Annotated in this window: 21 protein-coding genes and 1 tRNA gene; 15 read left to right on the forward strand and 7 right to left on the reverse strand. The window is 61.1% G+C overall.

The window, feature by feature from the left end:
* The first annotated feature begins 3 nt into the window (after window positions 1-3).
* Window positions 4-2,205: a TniQ family protein gene (locus ACN0X9_RS11335; RefSeq protein ID WP_233350754.1), complete on the forward strand. Its 2,202-nt coding sequence runs from the start codon at window positions 4-6 to the stop codon at window positions 2,203-2,205.
* A 540-nt stretch (window positions 2,206-2,745) separates the two neighbouring features.
* On the opposite strand, the gene ACN0X9_RS11340 is transcribed toward ACN0X9_RS11335, so the two are convergent.
* Window positions 2,746-3,222, reverse strand: a complete 477-nt coding sequence (locus ACN0X9_RS11340; protein WP_417487687.1) for a nuclear transport factor 2 family protein — start codon at window positions 3,220-3,222, stop codon at window positions 2,746-2,748.
* 78 nt (window positions 3,223-3,300) lie between these two features.
* Window positions 3,301-3,483 carry a hypothetical protein gene (locus tag ACN0X9_RS11345; RefSeq protein ID WP_417487688.1) on the reverse strand — a complete coding sequence of 61 codons (183 nt, stop codon included), beginning with the start codon at window positions 3,481-3,483 and terminating at the stop codon, window positions 3,301-3,303.
* A 61-nt stretch (window positions 3,484-3,544) separates the two neighbouring features.
* Here ACN0X9_RS11345 and ACN0X9_RS11350 point away from each other — a divergent pair, with 61 nt between their 5' ends.
* Entirely contained in the window at window positions 3,545-4,453 is a 909-nt protein-coding gene (locus tag ACN0X9_RS11350) for a GNAT family N-acetyltransferase (protein WP_417487689.1), read from the forward strand.
* 11 nt (window positions 4,454-4,464) lie between these two features.
* On the opposite strand, the gene ACN0X9_RS11355 is transcribed toward ACN0X9_RS11350, so the two are convergent.
* Entirely contained in the window at window positions 4,465-5,790 is a 1,326-nt protein-coding gene (locus ACN0X9_RS11355) for a S41 family peptidase (protein WP_417487690.1), read from the reverse strand.
* 152 nt (window positions 5,791-5,942) lie between these two features.
* Between ACN0X9_RS11355 and ACN0X9_RS11360 the strand changes: the two genes are divergently transcribed.
* Window positions 5,943-7,454 carry an alanine/glycine:cation symporter family protein gene (locus ACN0X9_RS11360; RefSeq protein ID WP_417487691.1) on the forward strand — a complete coding sequence of 504 codons (1,512 nt, stop codon included), beginning with the start codon at window positions 5,943-5,945 and terminating at the stop codon, window positions 7,452-7,454.
* A gap of 46 nt (window positions 7,455-7,500) precedes the next feature.
* Here ACN0X9_RS11360 and ACN0X9_RS11365 read toward each other — a convergent pair whose 3' ends face one another.
* Window positions 7,501-7,857: a VanZ family protein gene (locus ACN0X9_RS11365; protein WP_417487692.1), complete on the reverse strand. Its 357-nt coding sequence runs from the start codon at window positions 7,855-7,857 to the stop codon at window positions 7,501-7,503.
* Between the two features lie 61 nt (window positions 7,858-7,918).
* Here ACN0X9_RS11365 and bioB point away from each other — a divergent pair, with 61 nt between their 5' ends.
* Together bioB and ACN0X9_RS11375 are read left to right on the forward strand one after the other, a co-directional pair.
* Window positions 7,919-8,923 (forward strand): biotin synthase BioB, encoded by a 1,005-nt coding sequence (bioB, locus tag ACN0X9_RS11370; protein ID WP_417487693.1) that lies wholly within the window; start codon window positions 7,919-7,921, stop codon window positions 8,921-8,923.
* Window positions 8,924-8,946: 23 nt separating this feature from the next.
* Complete coding sequence (locus tag ACN0X9_RS11375) at window positions 8,947-9,228, forward strand: 4a-hydroxytetrahydrobiopterin dehydratase (protein WP_417487694.1); 282 nt, start codon at window positions 8,947-8,949, stop codon at window positions 9,226-9,228.
* A 6-nt stretch (window positions 9,229-9,234) separates the two neighbouring features.
* Here ACN0X9_RS11375 and ACN0X9_RS11380 read toward each other — a convergent pair whose 3' ends face one another.
* The gene (locus ACN0X9_RS11380; protein ID WP_417487695.1) at window positions 9,235-9,696 is read right to left on the reverse strand and encodes a hypothetical protein; all 462 of its coding nucleotides are present in this window, start codon (window positions 9,694-9,696) and stop codon (window positions 9,235-9,237) included.
* A 56-nt stretch (window positions 9,697-9,752) separates the two neighbouring features.
* On the reverse strand, window positions 9,753-10,352 hold the full coding sequence (locus ACN0X9_RS11385) for a helix-turn-helix transcriptional regulator (RefSeq protein ID WP_417487696.1): 600 nt from the start codon (window positions 10,350-10,352) through the stop codon (window positions 9,753-9,755).
* A 225-nt stretch (window positions 10,353-10,577) separates the two neighbouring features.
* On the opposite strand from ACN0X9_RS11385, the gene ACN0X9_RS11390 reads away from it, so the two are divergent.
* Window positions 10,578-10,994 (forward strand): response regulator, encoded by a 417-nt coding sequence (locus ACN0X9_RS11390; RefSeq protein WP_417487697.1) that lies wholly within the window; start codon window positions 10,578-10,580, stop codon window positions 10,992-10,994.
* A gap of 195 nt (window positions 10,995-11,189) precedes the next feature.
* On the opposite strand, the gene ACN0X9_RS11395 is transcribed toward ACN0X9_RS11390, so the two are convergent.
* Window positions 11,190-11,265 (reverse strand) — tRNA-Ala (locus ACN0X9_RS11395).
* 119 nt (window positions 11,266-11,384) lie between these two features.
* Here ACN0X9_RS11395 and ACN0X9_RS11400 point away from each other — a divergent pair.
* From ACN0X9_RS11400 to ACN0X9_RS11440, 9 genes are all read left to right on the forward strand, one after another.
* Entirely contained in the window at window positions 11,385-11,684 is a 300-nt protein-coding gene (locus ACN0X9_RS11400; RefSeq protein WP_417487698.1) for a YggT family protein, read from the forward strand.
* A 6-nt stretch (window positions 11,685-11,690) separates the two neighbouring features.
* Window positions 11,691-12,008, forward strand: coding sequence for a DUF167 domain-containing protein (locus ACN0X9_RS11405; protein WP_417487699.1), 318 nt, complete (start codon window positions 11,691-11,693; stop codon window positions 12,006-12,008).
* The gene (folD, locus tag ACN0X9_RS11410; protein WP_417487700.1) at window positions 11,998-12,894 is read left to right on the forward strand and encodes a bifunctional methylenetetrahydrofolate dehydrogenase/methenyltetrahydrofolate cyclohydrolase FolD; all 897 of its coding nucleotides are present in this window, start codon (window positions 11,998-12,000) and stop codon (window positions 12,892-12,894) included. Before ACN0X9_RS11405 ends, folD begins: the two co-directional genes overlap by 11 nt.
* A gap of 69 nt (window positions 12,895-12,963) precedes the next feature.
* Window positions 12,964-13,380 carry a response regulator gene (locus tag ACN0X9_RS11415; protein WP_417487701.1) on the forward strand — a complete coding sequence of 139 codons (417 nt, stop codon included), beginning with the start codon at window positions 12,964-12,966 and terminating at the stop codon, window positions 13,378-13,380.
* 100 nt (window positions 13,381-13,480) lie between these two features.
* Entirely contained in the window at window positions 13,481-14,272 is a 792-nt protein-coding gene (locus tag ACN0X9_RS11420; protein ID WP_417487702.1) for a TIGR00266 family protein, read from the forward strand.
* Between the two features lie 119 nt (window positions 14,273-14,391).
* A complete protein-coding gene (locus ACN0X9_RS11425) occupies window positions 14,392-14,589 on the forward strand; it encodes a (2Fe-2S)-binding protein (protein ID WP_417487703.1) in 198 nt (65 codons plus the stop codon).
* Window positions 14,590-14,687: 98 nt separating this feature from the next.
* Entirely contained in the window at window positions 14,688-15,167 is a 480-nt protein-coding gene (bfr, locus tag ACN0X9_RS11430) for a bacterioferritin (RefSeq protein ID WP_417487704.1), read from the forward strand.
* 103 nt (window positions 15,168-15,270) lie between these two features.
* Window positions 15,271-15,963 (forward strand): DUF305 domain-containing protein, encoded by a 693-nt coding sequence (locus tag ACN0X9_RS11435; protein WP_417487705.1) that lies wholly within the window; start codon window positions 15,271-15,273, stop codon window positions 15,961-15,963.
* 26 nt (window positions 15,964-15,989) lie between these two features.
* Window positions 15,990-17,900, forward strand: coding sequence for an LVIVD repeat-containing protein (locus ACN0X9_RS11440; RefSeq protein ID WP_417487706.1), 1,911 nt, complete (start codon window positions 15,990-15,992; stop codon window positions 17,898-17,900).
* The last annotated feature ends 11 nt before the right edge of the window (window positions 17,901-17,911 follow it).

Raw genomic sequence — 17,911 nt, forward strand, 5'->3', positions numbered from 1 at the left:
AAGATGGTCAGTGCCCATCAAGACGTAGTGGATATCGCTAGGCTTCCCATGTCGAACTGGCCGGGTGAGGTCTATCCGCACGAGCCCGTTTACGGATTTTTGCAGCGGGCAGCGACCGCCAACTACGCGTTCAGTACCGAGGCCTTTCTGCTCTCGCTAGGCCTGAACGGACTAGACTGGGATTTCGACGAGCAGTTGGAGGTTGTGAACCAACTCCCCATCTACGGTAGCGACGAACTCGCCTGGAACACGCCCAGGCGCACGACTCAAGGCTATGAAATCTGCGGTCATCTGCTCCCCAGTCGGACGTTCTCGAAGGGTCGACGCCGGGTCTGCCCGCTCTGCCTGGAGGAAGAGCGCTATATCCGGATTTGGTTCGACATCGTGCCGGTGGCCGCATGCCCCATCCATGACGTGAGGCTGATCGAGGGACTCGACGGCGACCCGATTGATTGGCGGTACCCGGAGGCCGGCTGGACCCAGCGGGGTGTAATGATTGGCCAAGACCACGCCATACCCTACCCCGCCACCGCGTTGGATCGTCACGTCTTCAACAAGGTAACGGGGGTGGAGACGGCAGAGCCTTCTCACTTTGCTGGACAGTCCTTGCATTCCGTTCTCCGGGCTGCGGTCGTCCTGACCAAGCTCCACCGAGGGATAGAATCGCCTTCGCACACACCATGTGAGCTCCGAAATTTGGCGCAGTTCAGTTTTCCGTCACTGCTTGCGGGCCGAGACGCAATCGTGAAATTTCTCGCGGAGGCTAAGTGGCTGCAGCCTGATTCCGATCAGACTCGCTATCACTCGCGCTGCCACTACGCCCCGCAGCTCACTCGCACCATTCCAACGGAAGGCTTGCGTACGCTGGTCAGCGATTGCTTTGGCGAAGTTCGGGTTCGTAGTGGTCTTGCTACTCCCTCCGGCAGGCTGTCTCAACATGACGGCGCGGACGGGGCCTGGACTTTGGAATCAGTCGCTACTGACTTGAAGCTCGAAAGCAAATATCTGCGCAAGATTTTGGAGGCGGCGGCGGTTCCGACTCAGCGATGCGCTCACACACGGGCTTATCGCCTCAGTAGTGACAACATCGATGCTGTCAGGCGCTATATTGCCACCGCTTTATCTTTGGAGCACGTCGCGGCGGAGCTGGGCTGCACAATTGATGAGGTCGACGAGCTGGTCAGCAGGGGGACCCTCAAAATGGACTTCCGGTGTGATGGGCAGCGCTATTTCCAGGAAGACGCGATCAAAGCCTTTATCGCCCGGGCGCACCAGGGGCGGCGCGAGGGCTTCGACCCCAAGGGAATGCCTCTCGCGTCGTTTGCCGCTAAAGTCGGCATCTCGCTCCCCGCAGCCTATTCACAGCTCATTCGGAATAATACCATTGGCCTGATCGATTATGATCAAGATGCGCCGTTCTTCCATGGTGCGAGGGTCGCCTATTTCCAAAAGACACGCCTTCGGCCCGGTGCCCAGATCAAGAACGCAATCACGTTCGCGAAAGCAAAGGCACGTCTCGGAACGGAAACTGACGGTTTGGCCCAGCTGGTTGAGCTTTCTTACCTGAAGATTGTCGAGGATGAATCTGGCCGATCACGGATTTGCGAGGCGTCTCTCGATGCATTCGAGGACGCCTACGCCAGGGCGGCTGATTATGCCCCGTTGTTGAGATGCTCTGCGCGGAGCGCGCTCAAGTTGCTCAGAAAAAAAGGCGTGGAGCCGATCAACGAGTATGGGAAACGTGTAGTTTGTTTCGTCTCTCGGGAACAGGTTCACAGTCTTGTGGGCATTAGGCTAGAGAGTCGCACCGGCTTCCAAGCCCTTGAGGTACTGCGCGATGAACTTACCGAGAAGTTCGCATCGGCATCGGTGCCTGGAACAGCTCGCGTGATTACTGATCCTGCGATTGTAGTGGAGGCGACATCGCGGAATTGGTCATTCAAAGTTACCCGCAAGCCGACACTTGATCGCTATGACCTTGTGGCATTGTTCAGGTCTGTCAATGAGGGCGGCCGTTTGCGGAAGATCCTCGCTGCTGCTGTTGAGCCTGAGAAGATCTGGCCTGGAGCCGAAGTGCGGCGGGAACCTGGTGGCGGCTTCGTACTCGTTGATGGTGTTGGATTCGGTGTTTCGCCGGAGTCTGAAACCTCTCATCTCGTCGACCGAATTGTGGGTCGTGCGCACGAACTTCACCGCTACCTCTAATCGATACAGCCAAATCGTCTAAGGGCCGCCCCCAACTGGGGCGGCGCTTTTTTGCCCGATGAGAGGAAGATCCAACTTGTTCTGCTGAATGAGACGTTTTGTCCAAACTGATTTGACGTTTGGTCTAGCCAAATTGGACGCACGCTTCGGCTAAGATATTGAATGTACTTGCGCAACGTCCAACGACTTGTGACGTCCAACATTTCTTTTTTTGTTCCCGCTCCGCTCGACCCGAGCCTGATACCAATTTCGGTGCCGGGGTCGATGCTCACATGGAACGCGCTCAGGGCTGTGGGGTTTGAATCTGATCCCTCAAGGCGCGCCATTCTCTTTGTTCCCGTTCCGCTCGACCCGAGCCTGATGCCAACTTCGGTGCCGGGGTCGATGCTCACATGGAACGCGCTCAAGGCTGTGGACGCAGAAACTGATCCCGCGCATTATGCAGTTTCTCTGATTTCACGGCAGTCCGCTGCCCGGACGGCTCCGACACGGCTGACGACCGGCTGACCCTTGCTGGTCAGCCGGCGATCAGACCATCGATCAGTCGAGGCCCATGACGTTGCGGGCCTGCCAGGTGTCAGCGTATTGCTGGAAGGCGATGGCGCGACCATTCTCGATCGTCCAGACATGGACGAATTGGGCGTCCATCGCCGTTCCAGTCGCGTTGAAAGTGCCGGTATAGCGACCCATCACGGCGACCCGATTGCCTTGCGCGATCATGTGTTCCGGTGTGGCTGCAAAGCCGTCCCAGCCATTGACCACCGGCCCGATCACACCGCCCATGACGGCGTCCGGCCCGATATAGGGATTGCCGCCGTCATAGGGATAGTTCTCGGCCTCGTTCCACACGATTTCCGGATCAAGAAGCGCCGTGAAGCCCGCGACATCGCCAACGGCAAAGGCGTCATAGATGGCCTGCGCCACGGCGGCAGACTCATCGCTTGCGTCCGTGTTCTGGTCACCTGGAAAACAGGCCGATACGGCCAGGGCCGCAATGGCCACAATCATCAGTCTCATATTGGTCTCCCCCCAAAAATCCAACACAGACAATCACGGCATGGCGGCATTGTCGTCAGTTTTGTGAGTTCCGGTGCTTCAACTCAGGCACCAAAGCCCGGTGCACACCCCGAAAAAGAGCTGCATGCAAAGGTCCAACAGTCCTGTCAGGACCAGCAAGGGCAGTCCGACATAGAGAAAGGCCAGCCATACAGCCATCAGTGTCGGGCGCGGCTCGGCAATGCGGTGACCCATCACGGACTGGGGGCGTTTGGCGAACATGACTGCGTCCTTTTGGCTATGCTTAACTCTCATTAACCGGATTTCCCTAACGCTTCCTGCCATGCAGATTGACCTCGAAATCGGACGTCCGACCTGGGACCTGGCCCTGATGGCCCGGCCTGCCGCCCTGCAACAGGACTGGAGCTATGGCGATGCAGTCAGAGCGCTGGGCGGTACCGTCTTGCGCGCCGGACTGGTGGCCGACGGGGTCCTGATCGGTGCGGCGCAGTTCACCAGCCGCAAGATTGCCGGACTTGTCAGCATGGCCCTGTGCACCCGCGGACCGGTATGGTTGGAGGACGTCTCACCGACGGTGAAGGCCTCTGCCTGCCGCGCCCTCAAATCCGGGCTGGAACTCGGGCGGCCCCGGATCGTCCTGTTCTCACCCGATGAAGCCGATCCATCAGGCATGAGCGGCATGAAGCGGGTGATGACCGGGTATTCGACCGTTCTGCTCGATCTCGATCAATCGCTTGAGGTCCTGCGCGCAGGTCTGGATTCGAAATGGCGCAACAATCTGACCGCGGCCGAAAAAGCAGGCCTCAAGGTGACCGTCAGCGGCACCAAGCCGGCGCAGTATCGCTGGCTACTGGAAACAGAGGAGGGCCAGCGTGCCGCGCGGGGCTATCGCTCGACACCGGCGGCACTGGTGCCGGAATACGTCACTGCCAAGGGTGATCGGGACACACTTCTTGTCTTGCGACTGGACGAGGGCAAGCAGAAGCGGGCGGCGATGATGTTCGTCATTCACGGCTGCGCAGCGACCTATCAGATGGGTTGGCTCGATCATGAGAATGCGCCCCGCGGAGCGCATAACCTTCTGCTGTGGCAGGGTATCGAGCAGTTGCGGGCGCGGGGAGTCCGGCAGTTGGATCTGGGCGGCGTGAATACGACCAGTGGTGCCGGGATCGCACGCTTCAAAATAGGTGCCGGCGGTCAGGTGGTCACCCTGGCCGGCACCTATCTCTAGCGGTCTGTTGCTCAGTCGTTGCGCGGGTTGGCGAGAACGCGACCGTCAAGCAGCATCAGGTCCATCCGCGTAGCCGGTCCGGACCGGTCCACCTGGAACACAAACCGCGCCTCGTCATCGCCCGGCAAGCGGAAGCGGTGGCTTCCAAGCGGCTCCATGGCGACAGCCGGGGCGCCATCGCGGCTGTACATCAGCTGTCCGTTTTCGACGGTGAAGCTGCGAATGCCGTAGCTGCCGGCATAGCGGGCCAGTTGTGCGTCATCGACAGTGACCGGATTATTCTTGAGTTGAAGGCTTTCCAGCCCCCATTCCAGACCCAGACGTGCGCTTCCCTCGATATCGCCTGCCAGCAGGGTCGAATAGGCATCGGCCAGAGCCCTGTCGAGCGCGTCATCGGCGCTGACCTCGATGTGGGGAATGACCCCGGTCGTTTCCCAATTGGTGCCGGTGATCGGATTGCGGGCCGACCCGGTTGAAACGAAGATCGAAAAGCCTTCGTCGATCAGGAACGTGCCACCGGGATTGCCGGCGCCGTAGGTCGTTTCACCGATCAGGATCGCGCGTTCGAGGGCCTGAAGATGGTAAGGGAAGGCTTCGCCGGCCGAGCCGGTGCGGCTGCTGGTAAGTACGTACAGGGGGACATCCGGCCGATACCCGGCCGGGTGCGAGGGCAGCGACCACAGCTGGTTGGGGTATTCGTAGTCGCGTGACACGAAGGTATTGATCAGCGTGTCGCCACCGGGCTCGAGGAAGTGGCTGACCAGGTATTGCACCATTGATGGCGCGCCGCCGCCATTCTGCCGGACGTCGAAGATCACAGCGTCAGTGCCGGCAATGAATTCCAGCGCGGCGCGGGCGGTGGTCTCGGCGGGTTCGATGGGTGCGAACATGCGCAGGTCAATATAGCCGATATTGCCGGGCAGAATCTCAACGCTGGCAAAGCCGAAATTCTGGCGCCGCAGACCGGCCCAGGGGTCACCATCGGACGAGCGTGGGCGGCTTTCACGGGGAGCGTTGGCAGCGGCGACCGCCTCCGGTCCGGCATAGTTGACGCCGAAATGACGGTCTTCTTCCGCCAGGCGTGCGGTCAGGGCAGACGCCAGAGCCTCGGCCTCATTGGCCGTGTCGAACGCACCATTGGCATTGTCCGTGCGCAGGGAATTTGCGATCTGGGCCGCCCGTTCGGCGTCGAAGAACTCGTCCTCGATCACTTGTGCGAGAGCTGTGATCGCTGCGTCACGCTCGCTCGCGTTGATCGATGTCTGCGCCGCTGTGGTCGCCGAGAATGCGAAAACCAAAGTGCTGGAGACCAGGCATGTGGTGATGTGATTGATCATTTCGACCCCCTTTCTGGCCGCGAAGCATCCGCGAAAACCACGCAGACTCAACTTAATTGGGGTTCATCCGGCTGCAATGAAGACGCAGAAAAGCCTTTCCACATCGGGCGACAACTTCCTAATGTGCGCGCAGCAATCAATTGGGGAGTGGTATGGACGCCATATTCGACCTGATCTTCACGATCAGCGACTTTCTCTGGGGTGGGCAGTGGAACGGGACGCGCATCATCCCGGTCTCCGGGCCCATCACCTATATGCTTCTGGGCACAGGCCTCTATTTCATGGTCCGGCTCGGTTTCCGCCCCCTGCGCCGCCTCTTCCCGGCATTTGGCGAACTCTGGGCCGGCCGCAAATCCACCGGTGAAGGCGAGATCACGCCCTGGCAGGCCTTGTCGACCGCGTTGTCGGGCCAAGTTGGAACCGGCAATCTGGCCGGCGTGGCAACCGCGCTCACACTCGGTGGGCCCGGTGCGATCTTCTGGATGTGGGTCACTGCCATCTTCGGCATGGCTGCCGCCTATGCCGAATCCAGCCTGGCGGTGCGGTATCGCGAGAAACACCCGGATGGCCATTATCATGGCGGCCCGATGTACTATATCCGCAACGGCCTTGGTAAGGGCTGGGGCTGGCTGGCGATCCTTTTCTGCGCCGGCACCGTGTTGTCGGCCATCGCCACCGGCGGCATGATCCAGGCCAATTCGGTCACCCAAAGTGCCGTGGAGGCTGGCGCCTCGATGGGCGTGACGGTCCCGACATGGGCTGTCGGCCTGGTTCTTTCGGCGCTAGTCTTCATCGTCATCATTGGTGGCATCAAGTCGATCGGTTCCATTGCCGGCAAGATCATCCCCTTCATGGCGCTGGCCTATGTCGGTGCTGCGGTCTTCGTGCTGGTCACCCATCTCGATCACATCCCGGGTGCTTTCGGCACGATTTTCAGCCATGCATTCGGTCTGGAACAAGCCGTCGGCGGGGTCGCCGGTTACGGCGTCCTTGCTGCTATCCGGGCCGGTGTGGCCAGGGGCCTGTTCTCGAACGAGGCTGGCCAGGGCTCCGCGCCGATCGCGCATGCGGCCGCGCAAACGAAAAACCCGGTCAAACAGGGCGAGATCGCCATGTTGGGCGTGTTTATCGACACCATGGTGATCTGCACCATGACCGCACTGGTGATCCTGGTCGTCGAGGGAAGTTTCCCGTCCGGCGATGGTGCCACTGTCGCCTACGCCTGGCAGTCGACTTCACTGGAAGCTTCGGCAGTCACCACAGCGGCCTATGCCGAAGGCATGTTCGCCGGGGCCTGGGTCATTCTGGCGGCGCAGGCTTTGTTCGCCTTCACCACGATCATCGGATGGTCCTACTATGCCGAGCAGTGCATCACCTATCTGGCCGGTGACTGGATTGCCAAACCGTTCCGGTTCGCTTGGGTCGGTGTGGCCTTTGTTGGCACGTTGATCCTCAACGTCGAGGGTCTGTGGCGCTTCGGTGATATCGCCAATTCGGCGATGTTGATCCCGAACGTGATCGCTCTGATCCTGTTGTCCGGAGCCGTCATCTCGATGACCAAGCGGTTCGACAAGACCGGAGAGCTGCCGCCGAATTTCAATGGTGATGACTGGGGTACGTCCGGTCCCGCAGAGCCGGCGGATGACGCGCCCGCCAAGGACTGATGTCCTGACAATGAAGAGAGGCCCCGCTTTGGCGGGGCCTTTTTTTTCAGGCTTGAAACGATTGGCGGGTTCCGATCCAGGCACTCAAGCCCAGGCCCGTCACGACGCCCAGCGTGTCGGCGACAATATCGCCGACGGACGCGGTCCGTCCGGCGTCGCCTGCTGCCTGCAGCCATTCGATCCCGCCACCATAGCCGACCAGAAGCAGCAGGCCGATCCAGCGCGGTGCACCGGGCCATGCGATGCGTGCCAGGACCGCCAGCACGAAGAAGGCACCGAAATGTTCAAGCTTGTCCGAGCCGAACAGGCGCGGTGGCAGGGCGGTTCCCGGTTGCAGGGCGAGGTCGGTGATGAGCACAATGGCGACTACCAGCAGAATTCGCGCAGCCCAGCGCAGTGTCATGTCTGGACGCGGCGCGCCGGTGTTCCTAGTTTCCGGTGTCATTTTTCGGGACTGATCTTCCATGAGCCTTCTCAACGATATCGACCAGCTGACCCGGGCCCGTACGGACTGGACACGTGAATCGGCCGGTGAAATCTACCGTGCGCCGTTCAACGATCTCATCTTTGCGGCGCAATCCGTGCACAGGCAATGCCATCCGGCCAATCAGGTGCAGACCTCGCAGCTATTGTCGATCAAGACAGGCGGCTGTGCCGAGGACTGCGGCTATTGCAATCAGTCGGCCCATTTCGACACCGGACTGAAAGCCTCCAAGCTGATGCCGCTCGATGATGTCCTTGATGCGGCGAAAAAGGCCAAAGATGGTGGCGCGACACGTTTCTGCATGGGCGCAGCCTGGCGCGAGCTGAAGACCCGCGACGAAGACGTGATCTGCGACATGATCACCGGCGTCAAATCGATGGGCATGGAGACCTGTGTCACGCTCGGCATGCTGACCGACAGCCAGGCCACGAAGCTGCGCGAGGCCGGCCTCGACTACTACAACCACAATCTGGATACCGCGCCGGAAGATTATGGCCGCGTCATCTCGACCCGGACCTATCAGGACCGAATCGACACGCTGTCCCGCGTCCGCGGTGCCGGCATCCATGTCTGTACCGGTGGCATTGTCGGCATGGGCGAGGACGAAGCCGCGCGGGTCGGTCTGCTGACGGAGCTGGCCTCGATGGACCCGCATCCGGAAAGCGTGCCGATCAATCATCTCGTGGCCGTCCCGAACACCCCGCTGGGCGACAGCAAGCCGCTCGACGGTATCGACTTCGTCCGCACCATCGCGACCGCCCGCATCCTGATGCCGCGCTCGATGGTTCGTCTGTCGGCCGGTCGCGAAGGCATGAGCCGCGAGCTTCAGGCGCTGTGCTTCCTGGCGGGAGCCAATTCAATCTTTGTCGGCGAGGAATTGCTGACAACGCCGAACCCGGAGCAGAACGAGGATTTCGACCTGTTCAAGTCGCTGGGTATCGAGCCGATGCGTCTGGGTGAGACCGGAACAGTTCCGGCGGAGTAGCGAACGACAGGTAGGCACGGACCATGGAAAAAATTGGTGCAGAAACGGCGCTCCGGAAATTGTCCGGTTGGCAGGCCGTGTCCGACAGGGACGCCATTCGCAAGGTCTTCGAGTTCACTGACTTCAACGAGGCCTGGGGCTTCATGAGTCGCGTCGCCGTGAAGGCCGAGGCGATGGATCATCATCCGGAATGGTTCAATGTCTGGAACAAGGTCGATGTGACCCTGGCGACCCACGACGCCGACGGCGTCACCGAGCTGGATATCAAACTGGCCGGCTTCATGGATGCGATCGCTGGCAAGTGAACCGCATCAGTCTCCGTGGATGATGATCATCCCGATCAAGACTTCGGCGCCTTCCTGACCCAGCGTGATATCGGTCGCTTCCTGCAGGATCTGGGCAATACGGTCGGCGTCCGGGACTTCCCCGTAGCGGTAGTGCATGCCGGTATAGATGGTCAGGGCCGACAGGTAGGCATTGCGCAGCCGTGGCATGTACATCTCGACCCGTCGGCGCAGCCGGTTGTCTGAAATCTCAAGGCCGGCCTCAATCTGCAACAGGCCCTGGGCACGATGGTTGGCCTGGACCGTCGCGGTCATTGGCGGCAGCGGCATATAGGTTTCCGACGAGGTGATCGTCCGGTGACGACTGTCATCGGATGACTCCTGGGCGGGCGGGCTGGCGGCCTCGCCGGCGGATGCCGCCGCGACCGGACCTGCTCCTGCGAGCAGGCCGCCAAGCGCGGCGCAGAGGATGATGGCAACGGATTTCATTCCGACTGTCATATCCGATTGCGGTAAAGGAAGCGTTCCTTCCCCGGACCGGCTCGTCAGTTCAGTCTATGCACCACCATCAAGTCGGGCCGGTTCGCTGACAGGGCAGCGAATTGTGCTGCGGAGAGCGGTTTCATGGCACAGTGCAGATACCAGCCGCCGCCGCTCGACCGGATCGGCGTCATGACGCCCTGCCAGTAGTTCAGCTGATCGTCGATCTCGGCTTTCCATATCGCGTCGATTCTGGTCACATCGCCATCGAAGATGCCGCTGCCGATGGTCGCGAGCGCCAGGGCTTCGCCATTCCGGCTGGCCCCCTTTCGGACGAGCTGACCAATCTCGATGTTGCGAAACTGCGGGTGTTCGCGAAAACCACGCGACAGGGCGACATAACGGATGTCATCGCCGGCCGGTTGGACCAGGCAGGCGATATGGGGGCAGAACTGGATCGTGGTCAGGAGGCCGTCAAAAAGGCTCCGGTTTCCAGGTTTCTGTATCAGGGCCCGGACGGCGCTCGCGAGGTCATCGGCAAGCCTGGCCGATCCGGCTTCGATGCGGGAAATCTGCGGCTGGCTGATACCCAGCTGGGTCGCCAGGCCCTGTTGGTTGAGTCCCGTTCGGGCGCGATAGTCGCGCAAGGCCTTGCCCCAATCCAACGCCGTCCCCATCAGGCTGAAATACACTACAAAAAGTAGGTGTAAATGCCGCGCAGGGCGAGGCAAGGCAAAAAACCAGCGTGGTGTGAGCTGGAACACAGGCGTCTGATCGTGGAACGTGCCAGCTTCCGATGAAATTTCTGCGCGGCCTGTCGCCGTGTATCAGGGGAAGGTCGTACGCGGGCTCGGTGGATCCGGCGTGGCAGACCATTGTCGGGCATGCCCATGAAGACTGTCTTGCTGGTCGAGGATTGCGAGGATGACATCCGTCTGGTCGAGACGGCGTTCACGCGATACTCCGTCGCCGTCCGCCTTGAGACCGCGCGATCGGGCGAAGCGGCGTTGGGACTTCTGCGCTGCCGGATGGTTGCCGGACGCCTCAAGCTACCGGTTTGCATCCTGCTCGACATGTGTATGGCCAATGGCAATGGCATCTGGCTCTTGCGCGGTATGCAGGATACGCCGGAGCTGCGTGATATTCCGGTCATGGTCATGAGCGAGACCGGTGACATGCTGGGCCCGGCGCGGGCCTTCGGCAATGTGGTTGGCGCTGTTCAGAAGCCTGCCCGCCAGCACGAATTCCGCAAGCTCGTCGAAGACCTGGCGCGACTGTCCGGTGCCATGCCACAAACCGTGGGCTGATCAAGGCTGCGGGTCTGGCCGCCCGGCCGCCCCATCGTAGGCGCCCGCAAAGCGGCCCGCCGCGAAATCAGGAAATGGTGGGCCCGGAGGGACCGATATCGAACCCGCAGGGTTCGCAGGCGCGACAGCGCGCCGGGCGGTCAGCCCGCCCTATCGGAGGCGTCCGCCAAGCGGACTGCCGTGAGATCGGAAGAATGGTGGAGCCGAGCGGGATCGAACCGCTGACCTCGTCATTGCGAACGACGCGCTCTCCCAACTGAGCTACGGCCCCGAACCAAGAAGGCGATCGGTACTTTTCCGGAACTGTGCTGTCAAGCATCCGCGTCTGGACCCGTATGCGCGTTGCAGGCTAGAAGCGGAGGCAATGTTAGAACATGAGGAAGGATGCCCATGTCCCCGATCGACGGCCTGATTATCTACATCATTCATCCGCTGTTGAATCTGCTGTGGTTCGTCGTCCTGGCGGGCGTCATCCTGAGCTGGTTGATCAGCTTCAATGTCGTGAACACAAGCAATCAGTTCGTGTCGATGGTGTGGCGTCTGACGAGCGCGATCACCGAGCCGCTGCTCGCGCCGATCCGCCGCGTCCTGCCTCCGCTCGGCGGAATGGATTTTTCGCCGATCGTCCTGCTTTTGTTGATCGGTTTCATCCAGGGCTATGTGCTGATTGAACTGATGCGGATATTCTGATTTCCGATGATTTCCGTGTCGTCTGACGCCATTGCGGTTCAGGTCAGGCTGACCCCCGGTGCTTCTCGGGACTGTCTGGCTGGGTCACAAACCGACGCCGCGGAACGACATTTCCTGTCAGCCCGTGTCCGGGCGGTTCCGGAAAAGGGCAAGGCCAATACGGCGCTGATTGCGCTGCTGTCCAGGCAATTGGGTATTCCCAAGCGCGACATCGATGTGATACGCGGCGCGACATCGCGCATGAAGACAGTCCGGATCTCGGCCGAAGGGCCGGAGCAGGGCCGGGTTGTCGCCCAGCTGGAGGCCTTCGCGAATGAGCGCTGAACTGATTGACGGCAAGGCCATAGCGGCCGAAATCGATGCCCGGGCCGGCGAGGTCGGAGCCGAGCTCGCCAGATCGCTGGGCCGTCCGCCATGCCTGGCCGTCGTTCTGGTCGGCGAAGACCCGGCCAGTGACGTCTATGTCCGCAACAAGGTCCGACGCACGGAAGCGGCGGGCCTCAGATCAATTGAAATCCGCAAGCCGGCCGATGTCACCGAGGAAGAGGTCATTGCCATCGTTGAGCGCCTGAACGCCGATGATGGCGTTGACGGTATCCTGGTGCAGATGCCCTTGCCGGGCCACATCGACACCAACCGCGTGATCGGGCGCATCGATCCTGACAAGGATGTCGACGGGTTGACCGAAGCCAGTGCCGGCCGGCTGGTGCTGGGCAAGCCGGGTCTGCGTCCGTGTACGCCGGCGGGTTGTGTCCTGTTGGCTGAGCGAGCTCTTGGTGACCTGTCCGGCAAATCCGTGGTTGTCGTCGGGCGGTCAATTCTCGTCGGCAAGCCGGCTGCGCTGTTGTTCCTGGAAAAGAATGCCACCGTCACCATTGCCCACTCCCGCACCGCGGATTTGCCCGCCCTGTGTCGCACCGCCGACATTCTCGTGCCCGCCGTAGGGCGCCCCGAGATGGTGCGTGGAGACTGGGTGAAGCCGGGAGCGTGCGTGCTCGATGTCGGTATCAACCGTATTGAGGCTCCCGAGCGCGGAGCTGGAAAAACGCGGCTGGTCGGCGATGCGGCCTTCGATGAAATTGTCGGGCATGCGGGCTGGATTACGCCCGTTCCGGGCGGGATTGGCCCGATGACCATCGCCATGTTGCTTAAAAATACCGTTATTGCTGCGGCGCTTCGGGCAAAGCTGCCGACATTCGCCGACTTTTGATGTGGCTGGCAGATTTTGTAAACGGTTCGATAACGCTACTTGCATAGAATATGAGTCAGGGAGAGATTCATGAGCAATCAGGCACTGCGCGTTTTGCATGTAGAGGACGACTTCGCGGATGCGATGCTGGTCCAGCATGCGGTCTGCGAAGCGGGAGATCTCGATATCTCGTTTGAAGTCGCGCGCACGCTCAAGGACGCGAAGCGATGCCTCGCTCGTGCAGACTATGACCTGATCCTGCTCGATCTGCGCCTGCCTGACTCTGTCCATCCCACGGACACGCTGGAAACAGCCCAGTCCTGTGCCGGAGACACGCCACTGATGATCCTGTCGGGCTCGATGACGGTGGATGCCGATCATTTGCCGGACTGTATTGCCCGCATGGACAAGAATGCCAGTTTCCGGAGCAATAAGGGCGAGATGCCGACCCATCTCGCGCACATGCTTCGTGAAGCGGCGGAAGCTGCCGACATCCAGACCATTTGATCGATACCGGTTGCCCATTGCGGCACCGGGTCTCTTTTTTCTTGTTCCGACCCGAACGGTGACTACCTTCGCCACATCATCTGGCGAAAGGGAGAGCGCGATGGGTCAGACAGACGAGATTGACTACGAAATCGGTGGTGAAGACATCCAGTATGTCGAGATCGAGCTCGATCCTGGCGAAAGCGTGGTGTCGGAAGCCGGTGCCATGATGTTCAAGGCGCCCAGCATCACCATGGACGCGGTCTTTGGTGACGGGTCACAGAAAAACCAGGGCGTATGGGGAGCATTGGCCGGTGCGGGCAAGCGGCTGCTGACCGGCGAAAGCCTTTTCATGACCGTGTTCACCCATGGTGGCCAGGGCAAGGCCAAGGTGGCCTTCGCAGCGCCCTATCCGGGGACCATCATCCCGGTTCATCTGCCGGACATGGGGGGTGAGCTCATCTGTCAGAAAGACAGTTTCCTGGCTGCCGCGAAAGGTGTTTCAGTCGGTATCGCGCTGCAAAAGCGGATCATGACCGGCCTGTTCGGTGGCGAAGGCTTCATCATGCAGCGCCTGGAAGGCGATGGCTGGGTCTTTGTCCATGCCGGCGGCACGCTGATCGAGCGTGAACTCGCCGCCGGCGAGGAGCTGCATGTGGATACAGGCTGCGTGGTCGCCTACACGCCGGACGTTGATTTTGAAATCGAGCGGGCTGGCAATATCAAGTCGATGATCTTCGGCGGCGAAGGCGTCTTTTTCGCCCGGCTTCGCGGTCCCGGGAAAGTCTGGATCCAGTCCATGCCATTTTCCCGTCTTGCCGGTCGGATCCTGGCCAATGTCCCGGTCGCCGGTTCCGGCCAGGGTGAGAGCTCGGTTCTGGGCCCGCTCGGTTCGATCATGCGGGGCAATTGATCCACCGGACGCGTGGATATGGCGGGCGGCAGGCGTCGCCCGGCATAAACTATGCAGTTGACAGTCATTCGCATTCGCGGGAATACTGGTCGCGTTCAAACGGGAAACAGTGTCCGGCCATGTTCGTCTGTATCTGCAATGCGCTACGCGATCGCGAGCTTCAGGCTGCCGCCGCAGACCCGTCGGTCAAGGGCGCCGCGTGCGTGTTCAAGCGCTGCGACGCGAAGCCGAAATGTGGTCGCTGCCTTCCCGACGTGGCCGAAATGATCGCCGCCAACCGCTTTGACCCGGACGAGCTTGCGACTGCCGCCGAATAGTCGCGACCAATACCCATTTTCACTCGCAAACATAGTGTTTTGGCTTGCGCACGGCTTTGCGTAAGTTGGCCGCTCATGCTGCGCACGGGAGAGACTTCATGAAGGGTGATGCCAAGGTCATCGAGTTGCTGAACGGAGCGCTCAAGCTCGAGCTCGCGGCGGTCAACCAGTACTTCCTGCACGCGCGCATGTTCAAGGATTGGGGTTTCGCCAAGATCGCCAAGCTGGAATACGAGGAGTCCATCGATGAAATGAAGCACTCCGATATCCTGATCGAGCGCATTCTGTTCCTCGAGGGCCTGCCCAATGTCCAGGACATCGCCAAGATCTATATTGGCGAAAACCTGAAGGAATGTCTGGAGTGCGACCTGAAGGTCGAGCAGCGGGCCCACCCGTTCTACAAGGACGCGATTGCCTATTGCGAACAGGTCGGCGACTACGTCACCCGCAAGGTCTTCACCGACATTCTCGACAGTGAGGAAGAGCATATCGACTTTCTCGAGACCCAGCTCGGTCTGATCGAGAAGGTGGGCGAGGAGCGCTACATGCAGTCGCAAATGTCGCCGGGCGACGCCTGACCGGGATTGCCGCGCACCCTGCCGGCCTATTCCCCGAATGACCCAAGCATGTGTAAACTGCCGCCTCGCACTTGATGTGTCGGGGAGCAAGGGTGGTGTTTGCATGAACAAGCCAGTGATCGCTTTTGGCCTGGCCCTGGGCTTGGGGCTGGCTGCAAACCCGCTGGCCTCGGCCGCGCCGCCGATTTTCCAGCCGGGCGCACCGGGAACGGCATCGCGCACCCTCACCGCCGAACAATCGATCAGCCTCGCCGAAACGGGCCATTCCGTCGCTGACGCGCGCTTCATGCAGCACATGATTGTCCATCATGGTCAGGCTGTGGAGATGGGCGAGTTGATTGCTGACCGCACCGACAATCCGGATGTGGCGCTGATGGGCGCGCGGATTGCCAGTTCCCAGGCGTCTGAAATCGAGATGATGCAAGCCTGGCTCGAGCGCCGGGGCCTGTCCACGCGGATGTCCCATGGCACCGACATGCCCATGTCGGCACCGGAGCACGGGACTGATGCCATGTCGTCGGGCATGGATCACGAACCGTCCGACATACCGCTAATGCCCGGCATGTTATCACCGGCGCAAATGGTGCAGCTGGAAGCCGCTCGGGGTGATGCCTTCGACCGCCTCTATCTCACCGGAATGATCCATCACCACCAGGGCGCCATCGACATGGTGACCGGCCTTCTGGCCGGGGTCGGCAATGGAATGGATCCGCAACTATCCGAATTCCTGTCGGCGGTAGTCGCCGATCAGTCGGCCGAGATTTCCCGCATGCGCGGCATGCTCACAGATCTTTGAGCACAGCAAGTCCGAGGGGGGCTTTCATGAAACCGATTTTTCGATCCATGGTCTCTATAACAGCGCTCGGCGCGGCGCTGGCGGCCTGTTCCCCGGCCGCTGAAGAGACAACTGAAACGCCTCCGTCCCGTGCTGACCTTGCACCGGGATTGTTTGATGCCGGAACGGCCATCTGGAATCTCGAGCTGACCGCCTCGGTCCCGCCGCCGGACGGATTCTTCGACCTCGATACGGTGATGATCCCGCTGGGCATCCCCGGCAACCCTGACGACGATCGTGCCGACGACGCCGCAGAAGACGTGCCAGAGGGCAACGGCCAAGACGCTGATACCGCCGATGCGAACGGTGCAGATGTCGGCGGAGACGCGGTCGAGGAAAGCGATAGCGGTCCGGGCCTCCTGTCTTTCGCCAACTCGGACCTCGCCTTTACCGGCGATCGTGTGATCATGGGCGGGTTTCACGGTTTCAATGTCTATGACGCGGCCAATCCGGACGCTCCCGATCACATCCTGTCGGTCGTCTGCCCCGGCGGGCAGGGCGACGTCACCGTGCACGGCGATCTGGTGTTCTTCTCGACCGAGCAAAACCGTGGCCGCCTTGATTGCGGCAATGGTGGTGTCGAGGGCGACTCCAGCCCCGAACGCTTCCTCGGCGTGCGGATCTTCGACATCAGCGATCTGAACGCCCCGCGTCAGGTGGCCGCCGTTCAGACCTGCCGCGGTTCCCACACCCACACCCTGGTGCCGCACCCAACCGATGACAGCATTGCCTATATCTATGTGCAGGGCACCAGCAGCCCACGCCCGGACAGCGAGCTGGCCGGGTGCAGCGGCGGCGAGCCGGACGAAAACCCTGATACGGCGCTCTACTCCATCGATGTCATCGAAGTCCCGCTGGACGCTCCCGAACGGGCGGCGATTGTCAGTCGGCCACGCATTTTCACCGATTATGAAACGGGTGAGATCGCCGGCCTGTGGGCCGGTGGCGCGATGGAGGATGGTGCCCAGGCAACGGCCTCAACGGTGGCTTGTCACGATATTACGGTCTATCCCGAGATGGGGCTGGCGGGCGGTGCCTGCGGCGGCAATGGCATCCTTCTGGACATCACTGACCCGGTGAATCCGCGCCGGATATCCGATCTTGCCGATCCCAACATGGCCTATTGGCACTCGGCCACTTTCTCCAATGATGCCAGCAAGGTCCTGTTTACTGACGAATGGGGAGGTGGGCTTGGTGCCCGGTGCCGTGCGGAGGATCCGCAAAACTGGGGCGCCAATCTGATCGCGGACATTGTCGATGGCGAGATGGAACTGCGGGGCTTTTTCAAGATTCCCGGCGAGCAGTCGGCCATCGAGAACTGTGTCGCCCACAACGGCTCCCTCATCCCCGTTCCGGGCCGCGATATCATGGTGCAGGGCTGGTATAGTGGCGGCCTGTCGATCATCGATTTCACCGACAGCGAAAACCCGTTCGAGATCGCCTTTTTTGACCGTGGACCGCTCGGTCCCGATGCCTTGCGGGTTGGTGGCTATTGGGCGGCCTACTGGCACAATGGCCGGGTCTGGGCACCGGAGATTGCGCGAGGTTTGGACGTTTTCCGTTTGCAGGCCAGCGACCTTCTGACCGCCAATGAAGTCGCGGCGGCCGAACTGATACGGGTCGACGAAGCCAACACCCAGACCCAGCTTCACATCACTTGGCCGGATGTGCCGGTCGTGGCGCACGCCTATCTCGATCAGCTGACCCGTAGTGGTGCGCTCGACGATGCGGGTCTGGCAGAGGTCCGGAGCGTGATCGAGGCCTGGGAGTCAGGTGCCGCCGACACTGCGGCAATGGCCGCGGCTGCGGAGCGGCTGGACGCTGCCACTGACGGGCAGGCGGCGGCCGATGGACATCGCATGGCCGAGCTCAGCGCCATGCTGATACGCGCCCGATAAGTCGCTCAAAA

Origin of the sequence: Maricaulis sp., from assembly GCF_048268525.1 — a bacterium.
Classification (GTDB): Bacteria; Pseudomonadota; Alphaproteobacteria; order Caulobacterales; family Maricaulaceae; genus Maricaulis.

What these genes read in the sequence shown, in the direction of transcription:
- ACN0X9_RS11355 (WP_417487690.1), bottom strand. Translation starts at nt 5,790, where the DNA reads ATGATCAATCACATCACCACATGCCTGGTCTCCAGCACTTTGGTTTTC.
- bfr (WP_417487704.1), top strand. Translation starts at nt 14,688, where the DNA reads ATGAAGGGTGATGCCAAGGTCATCGAGTTGCTGAACGGAGCGCTCAAG.
- ACN0X9_RS11435 (WP_417487705.1), top strand. Translation starts at nt 15,271, where the DNA reads ATGAACAAGCCAGTGATCGCTTTTGGCCTGGCCCTGGGCTTGGGGCTG.
- ACN0X9_RS11425 (WP_417487703.1), top strand. Translation starts at nt 14,392, where the DNA reads ATGTTCGTCTGTATCTGCAATGCGCTACGCGATCGCGAGCTTCAGGCT.
- ACN0X9_RS11380 (WP_417487695.1), bottom strand. Translation starts at nt 9,696, where the DNA reads ATGAAATCCGTTGCCATCATCCTCTGCGCCGCGCTTGGCGGCCTGCTC.
- ACN0X9_RS11390 (WP_417487697.1), top strand. Translation starts at nt 10,578, where the DNA reads ATGAAGACTGTCTTGCTGGTCGAGGATTGCGAGGATGACATCCGTCTG.
- bioB (WP_417487693.1), top strand. Translation starts at nt 7,919, where the DNA reads ATGAGCCTTCTCAACGATATCGACCAGCTGACCCGGGCCCGTACGGAC.
- ACN0X9_RS11365 (WP_417487692.1), bottom strand. Translation starts at nt 7,857, where the DNA reads ATGACACTGCGCTGGGCTGCGCGAATTCTGCTGGTAGTCGCCATTGTG.
- ACN0X9_RS11375 (WP_417487694.1), top strand. Translation starts at nt 8,947, where the DNA reads ATGGAAAAAATTGGTGCAGAAACGGCGCTCCGGAAATTGTCCGGTTGG.
- ACN0X9_RS11440 (WP_417487706.1), top strand. Translation starts at nt 15,990, where the DNA reads ATGAAACCGATTTTTCGATCCATGGTCTCTATAACAGCGCTCGGCGCG.
- ACN0X9_RS11350 (WP_417487689.1), top strand. Translation starts at nt 3,545, where the DNA reads ATGCAGATTGACCTCGAAATCGGACGTCCGACCTGGGACCTGGCCCTG.
- ACN0X9_RS11415 (WP_417487701.1), top strand. Translation starts at nt 12,964, where the DNA reads ATGAGCAATCAGGCACTGCGCGTTTTGCATGTAGAGGACGACTTCGCG.
- ACN0X9_RS11420 (WP_417487702.1), top strand. Translation starts at nt 13,481, where the DNA reads ATGGGTCAGACAGACGAGATTGACTACGAAATCGGTGGTGAAGACATC.
- ACN0X9_RS11340 (WP_417487687.1), bottom strand. Translation starts at nt 3,222, where the DNA reads ATGAGACTGATGATTGTGGCCATTGCGGCCCTGGCCGTATCGGCCTGT.
- ACN0X9_RS11405 (WP_417487699.1), top strand. Translation starts at nt 11,691, where the DNA reads ATGATTTCCGTGTCGTCTGACGCCATTGCGGTTCAGGTCAGGCTGACC.
- ACN0X9_RS11345 (WP_417487688.1), bottom strand. Translation starts at nt 3,483, where the DNA reads ATGTTCGCCAAACGCCCCCAGTCCGTGATGGGTCACCGCATTGCCGAG.
- ACN0X9_RS11400 (WP_417487698.1), top strand. Translation starts at nt 11,385, where the DNA reads ATGTCCCCGATCGACGGCCTGATTATCTACATCATTCATCCGCTGTTG.
- ACN0X9_RS11335 (WP_233350754.1), top strand. Translation starts at nt 4, where the DNA reads ATGGTCAGTGCCCATCAAGACGTAGTGGATATCGCTAGGCTTCCCATG.
- ACN0X9_RS11360 (WP_417487691.1), top strand. Translation starts at nt 5,943, where the DNA reads ATGGACGCCATATTCGACCTGATCTTCACGATCAGCGACTTTCTCTGG.
- folD (WP_417487700.1), top strand. Translation starts at nt 11,998, where the DNA reads ATGAGCGCTGAACTGATTGACGGCAAGGCCATAGCGGCCGAAATCGAT.